This is a genomic window from Pseudomonas sp. 14P5.3.2 (assembly GCF_057799175.1).
Map to the genome: position 1 here is coordinate 1 of NZ_JBYOKU010000088.1, position 311 is coordinate 311.

Annotated in this window: 2 tRNA genes; both read right to left on the reverse strand. The window is 48.6% G+C overall.

The annotated features are described in order from the left end of the window. Positions 1-76 precede the first annotated feature (76 nt). Positions 77-152 (reverse strand) — tRNA-Ala (locus AC27VU_RS28940). Positions 153-161: 9 nt separating this feature from the next. Next, a tRNA-Ile gene (locus AC27VU_RS28945) sits at positions 162-238 on the reverse strand. Between the last annotated feature and the right edge of the window lie 73 nt (positions 239-311).

Here is a 311-nt window from a genome sequence, read left to right on the forward strand (position 1 = left end):
GATCTAATCAAAGACTAGAAATCAATATTCACACTGGAATATTCATTTCTAAACTCTAACAAGCAGAAGCAGTTAATGGTGGAGCCAAGCGGGATCGAACCGCTGACCTCCTGCGTGCAAGGCAGGCGCTCTCCCAGCTGAGCTATGGCCCCATACAAAATTGGTGGGTCTGGGCAGATTCGAACTGCCGACCTCACCCTTATCAGGGGTGCGCTCTAACCAACTGAGCTACAGACCCAATTTCGAGCGCGTAACTGATTAGCTAAGAGCTATCAGCTTGGAGCTTAAAGCTGCTTCTATCGTCTTCTTCA